3 protein-coding genes are annotated in these 4,976 nt (G+C 76.4%); 2 read left to right on the top strand and 1 reads right to left on the bottom strand.

What is annotated here, in order from left to right; genetic code table 11:
• Positions 1-121: 121 nt before the first annotated feature.
• Positions 122-1,027, bottom strand: a complete 906-nt coding sequence (locus ACTIDRAF_RS0222520) for a glutaminyl-peptide cyclotransferase (protein ID WP_016700965.1) — start codon at positions 1,025-1,027, stop codon at positions 122-124.
• Between the two features lie 57 nt (positions 1,028-1,084).
• On the opposite strand from ACTIDRAF_RS0222520, the gene ACTIDRAF_RS30590 reads away from it, so the two are divergent.
• Both ACTIDRAF_RS30590 and ACTIDRAF_RS0222530 read left to right on the top strand, forming a co-directional pair.
• Complete coding sequence (locus ACTIDRAF_RS30590) at positions 1,085-2,218, top strand: DUF3027 domain-containing protein (RefSeq protein ID WP_016700966.1); 1,134 nt, start codon at positions 1,085-1,087, stop codon at positions 2,216-2,218.
• A partial coding sequence (locus ACTIDRAF_RS0222530) for a sacsin N-terminal ATP-binding-like domain-containing protein (RefSeq protein ID WP_016700967.1) occupies positions 2,215-4,976 on the top strand: 2,762 nt, incomplete at its 3' end. The genes ACTIDRAF_RS30590 and ACTIDRAF_RS0222530, both read left to right, overlap by 4 nt.

Raw genomic sequence — 4,976 nt, forward strand, 5'->3', positions numbered from 1 at the left:
TGGCGGGGGAGCGGACCGCGCGGGGCGCCGGCCGGCCGTGGGCTCGGCGGGCGCCAGCAGCCGCCTCCACGGCGCCCGGGGGCGAGGGGACCCCACCCGGGCCCGGTGCCGCGCGCCGACCTCAGCCGTCGACGAACCGCACCCGGAACATCGAGGGCCACAGCTTCCCGGTGATCAGGAACTCGTCGGTCCCGGGCAGCGCGGCGATCCCGTTCAACACGTCCGCCCCCGCCTGCTCCTCGGGGGTCAGGAGGCCGGAGGCGTCCACGACGTCGGTCACCACGCCCGCCTCCGGGTCGATCCGGAGGATGTCCTCGCTGAACCAGACGTTCGCCCAGACCCCGCCGTCGACGCACTCCAACTCGTTGAGGTTCCGCTGCGGCGTCCCCGCGTTCGTGACCGCCACCGACCCGAGCTCGGCGAAGGTCTCCGGGTCGCGGAAGGTCAGGGTGTCGGTGCCATCACTCATCACGAGCCGGTCGCCGTCGTGGCAGATCCCCCAGCCCTCCCCGGCGTACTCGACGCGGTCCAGCTCCCGCAGGGTGTGCCGGTCCCGGAGCAGGGCCGTGCCGTCCTGCCACGTGAGCTGCCACAACCGGTCGCCCACCACCGTGATGCCCTCACCGAACAGCGGTGGCGGCAGGTCCTCGTGGGCCAGGACCCCTCCGGTGTCGAGATCGGTGGCGCGGACCCAGGAGGAGCCGATGCGCCCGGTCGCCTCGTAGAGCACGCCGTCGGCGACCTCCAGGCCCTGGGTGAACGCGGTGGTGTCGTGGGGCAGGACTTCGATGACGTCCACGGTCAGCCGTTGTGGGACGCTGCCTGCGTGCGTGACGTCCTGCTCGACCTGGTTGGGAAAGTCCTCGGAGGAACCCGCGCCCTGCTCTTCGGCAGGCGGGCCGCAGGCGGCGAGGACGAGCGCGGGGGTGACGAGCAGGCCGAGGAGGGCTCGGAGCGGGCGGGCGCCGCGACCGGTGCGCCCGGGGCCGACGGGCCGCGCACAGGGGACCGGGCGAAAGCGCACCATGACACCCTGGCACGGGAGCGGGGAGATCAAAAGGCGTCGGGCACAATTGACGCCGTGATGTCAACTCCCACGCCCTACGACGCCGATGTTGACACCGCCGCTGACCAGGAGGAACCGGTCGAGGCGCGTGAACCAGCCCCCGAGCTCGCGGCGGCGGTCGACCTGGCTTGGGAGGCCGCCCAGCAGGAGGCGGGCACCGAGGTCGTCGGCGAACACGTCGACGTCGTCGCGGAGGACGCCTCCGCCGCCACCCACCTGTTCGCGGCCACACATCCCGGCTACGTCGGCTGGCGTTGGGCGGTGACCCTCGCTCACGCCGGCCCGGGCAGTCCGGTGACGGTGAGCGAGGTCGTGCTGCTCCCCGGCCCCGACGCGCTGGTCGCCCCCGAGTGGCTGCCCTGGGACCAGCGGGTCCGAGCCGGTGATCTCGGGGTCGGCGACCTGCTGCCGACCCCCGCCGACGACCCCCGGCTGGTGCCCGGCTACCTGGCCAGCGACGACCCGGCCGTCGAGGACGTCGCCAGGGAGCTCGGCCTCGGCCGCCACCGCGTGCTGGGCCGGCACGGCCGGGTCGAGATCGCGGAGCGGTGGGTCTCCGGCGACTTCGGCCCCGACAGCGACATGGCCAGGAACGCCCCAGGCAACTGCGGGACCTGCGGCTTCTACCTCCCCCTCAGCGGTTCCCTTGGAGCGGCCTTCGGCGCGTGCGGCAACGAGCTCGCCCCGGCCGACGCACGGGTCGTGCACGTCGAGTACGGCTGCGGAGCGCACTCCGAGGCGCAGGGCGGCGGCACCTCCCCGGTGCCCATCGCCGAGGTCGTCTACGACGACGCCGGCGTCGACCTGATCCCGGTGGGCACCGTGAACCGCATCGCCGAGGGCGAGAGCCGTCCCACGAAGACCTCCGCCGGGCCCGCGCCCGCCGCGGACCGGACCGAGCCGACGCCCGCCGAGGCCGAGCGCACCGGACCGACCGCACCGGCCCAGAGCACCCCTGACCCCGGCCCGGCCGAGGGCGCCCCGGATGCCGTGCCGGACGAGGCAGGCGCGGAGGGCGCGGCAGCGGGTGGCTCCCCGGTCCAAGGGGAGGGCCCCGCCCCGGCGGATGAGCGGGACCAGGAGCAGAGCGCACCGGCTCCCCGCACCCGCCGCCGGCGACGGGCCTCCCCGGGGTCCGGTCAGCAGCGGTGACCGCGCCGCCGGCCGACCAGGTGTCCGAACCGGACGACCCCTTCGGCACCGCGCGCATCCGGTCCGCCGTCCTCGGCTCCTGGCGCACGTCCCGCACCCGGTTCCGGGAGGACGCCAACAGCGAGGAGGACCTCCGGTACGGCGGGTACCGGGACCGCGTCGCGGTCGAGCTGGCCCAGAACGCGGCGGACGCCGCCCTGGAGGCACGAGTCCCCGGGGAACTCCTGGTGACCCTCGCCGAAGGCGACACCGGACCGGAACTGCGGGTCGCGAACACTGGACGCCCGCTGGACGCGGGAGGGGTCGAGGCACTCGCCTCGCTGCGGGCATCGGCCAAGGCCGTGACCCCGGGGGTGACGTCCGGCAGGTTCGGCGTGGGCTTCGCGGCAGTGCTGGCCGTGACCGAGGAACCCCGGATCGTCTCCCGTGACGGTGGGGTGCGGTTCAGCGCGGCGGCGACGCGGTCCGAGGTCAGCGCCGTCCCCGACCTCGCCGATCTCGTCGCGGCCAGGGACGGCGCGGTCCCCGTCCTCCGGTTGCCCTGGCCGACGACCGCCGGGGAACCGGCCCCGCCGGCGGGGTTCACCACCGAGGTGCGGCTGCCGCTGTCGCCCGGGGTCGACGGGCAGGGGCTGCTCGCGGCCTTCCGGGACCAGGCGGCGGACCTGCTCCTCGCCCTGCCCGGCCTGCGGCGGATCCGGGTGGGTGACGACGACTGGTCGTGCGAGGAGACGCCGCTGGCACCGCCGGGGAGCAGCCCCCCACCCGGGAAAGCCCTGGCACCCCACCAGCCCGCCGCCCTCTCCCGGCTCGTGGTGCGGGGACCGGACGGGGTCCGCCGGTGGCTGGTGGCCAGCGCGAGCGGCGGACTGGCCGTGGCGCCGGCGGAACTGGGCGTGGAGTCCCGCCGCGACGACTGGTCGGTGCGCTGGGTGGTTCCCACGACCGACCAGGGCGCCCCGGAACCGCTGTCGGCGGACGTGCTGCACGCGCCGACCGGTACCGACGAGGGCACCTCCCTGCCGGCCCGCCTGCTCGCCAGCGTCCCGCTCGAACCGTCCCGCCGCCGGGTGCTTCCCGGCCCGGTCACCGACGCCGTGCTGGCCGAGGCCGCTCGGACCTACCCCGCCCTGCTCCTCGCCGCCGAGCCACCGGACCGGGTCGACCTGGTTCCGCTCCCCGGCTTTCCCCGGTCCGACGTGGACTCCGCGCTGCGGGACGGTGTCCTCGCCGCCCTCCGCGCCGAGCAGTGGCTGCCCTCCGCCGACGGACCGCCGGTCGCGCCGGCCGGCGCGCGCCTGTTCCCCGACCTGGGTGAGGAGCTGGGGGAGATGCTCGCCCCGCTGGTCCCGGGACTGGTGGCGCCCTCGGTGTCGCACCGGAGCTCGGCCCGTGCGCTGACCGCGCTCGGCGTCGAGCACCTCAGCTCGGCCGCCGTCGTCGGGGCGCTGTCCGGGGTCGCCCGGCCGCCGGCCTGGTGGCGTTCGCTCTACACCGCGCTCTCGGCCCGGCTCGCGGAGGACCCGGACCGGCGGGACGCGCTGGCGGGGCTGCCCGTCCCCCTCGTCGACGGCCGCACCGCCACCGGCCCCCGTGACGTCCTCCTCCCGGCTCCCGGCCTCGTGGACGCCGGCGAACTCGCCGAAGCCGAGATCACCGGCCTCCGGCTGGCGCACCCCGACGTCGACCACCCCCTGCTGCGCGAACTGGGTGCCCGGGAGGCGGGGCCAGCGGAACTGCTGGACTCCGCACCCGTCCAGGACGCGGTGGACCGCAGCCTCGACGACGCGGAGGCCGGGATCGACGTGCGTCCCCGCGCCGACCTCGTGCTCCGGCTGGTGGCCGAAGCCGGTGGCGGCACGTCGAGGCCGTGGTTGGCCGCGCTGGCCCTGCCCGCTGAGGACGGCGACTGGGCACGGGCGGACGAGCTGGTGCTGCCGGGCTCACCACTGCGCGCCGTGCTGGCCGAGGACTCGCCCCTGGCCGCGCTCGACGAGGCGGTCGCGGACCGGTGGCCGGCCTCGGTGTTGACCGAGGTCGGCGTGCTGGAGACCTTCGCCGTCCTCCACGACGAGCACCCCACCGGACCTGACCACGACCTCGCCGACGAGGAGGAGTGGTGGGCCACCGCCGGCACCGAGGACGGCGGGCCTGGCCCCACCGCATTGGTCGCCGTCCGCGACCTCGACCTCGTCGACGACCACGAGTGGCCGGCCGCGCTGCGCTTGTTGCGCGCGCGTCCCGAGACCTGGCGAGCTGTCACCACCGCCGGGTACACGCGGTGGTGGCTGGCCAGGCACGCCCTGCTGGCGGGCCGACCGCCCCGGGAGTGGCGACTGGACTCGGCGACCGAACTCGCCGGCCTCTACGACCCCGTTCCCGACCTCGGCCTGGGCGGGGAGCACGGCGGGGTCGCCCTCGACCCCGCGGCGGTGACCGAACTGCTGGTCGCCGCCGGGGTGCGCGCGGGACCACGGGTCGAGGACGCCGAGGACGCCGAGGACCTGCTCGACCGGCTCGGGGACCGGCGGCGGGACATGCCGGCCGGGGTGGCCCTGCGGGCGCACGCCGAACTGGCCGGCGCCGTCCGGTGCGGGCGGGTGTCCCCGGAGGACGTCGAACCGCCCGACCGCGTCCGCTCGCTGACCGGCGGCTGCGTCCCGGCGGACGAGGCGGCCGTCCTGGACGGTCCGTGGCTCCTGGCGGTCGCCGACGCGGCGCGACTGGTCGCGGCAGGCCCCGTCGCGGCCGGTGGCCA

The organism is Actinoalloteichus spitiensis RMV-1378, assembly GCF_000239155.1.
Taxonomy (GTDB): domain Bacteria; phylum Actinomycetota; class Actinomycetes; order Mycobacteriales; family Pseudonocardiaceae; genus Actinoalloteichus_B; species Actinoalloteichus_B spitiensis.

Bases quoted from the DNA above. Each gene is read 5' to 3' on its own strand.
- ACTIDRAF_RS30590 (WP_016700966.1), top strand. From the start codon at position 1,085: ATGTCAACTCCCACGCCCTACGACGCCGATGTTGACACCGCCGCTGAC.
- ACTIDRAF_RS0222520 (WP_016700965.1), bottom strand. From the start codon at position 1,027: ATGGTGCGCTTTCGCCCGGTCCCCTGTGCGCGGCCCGTCGGCCCCGGG.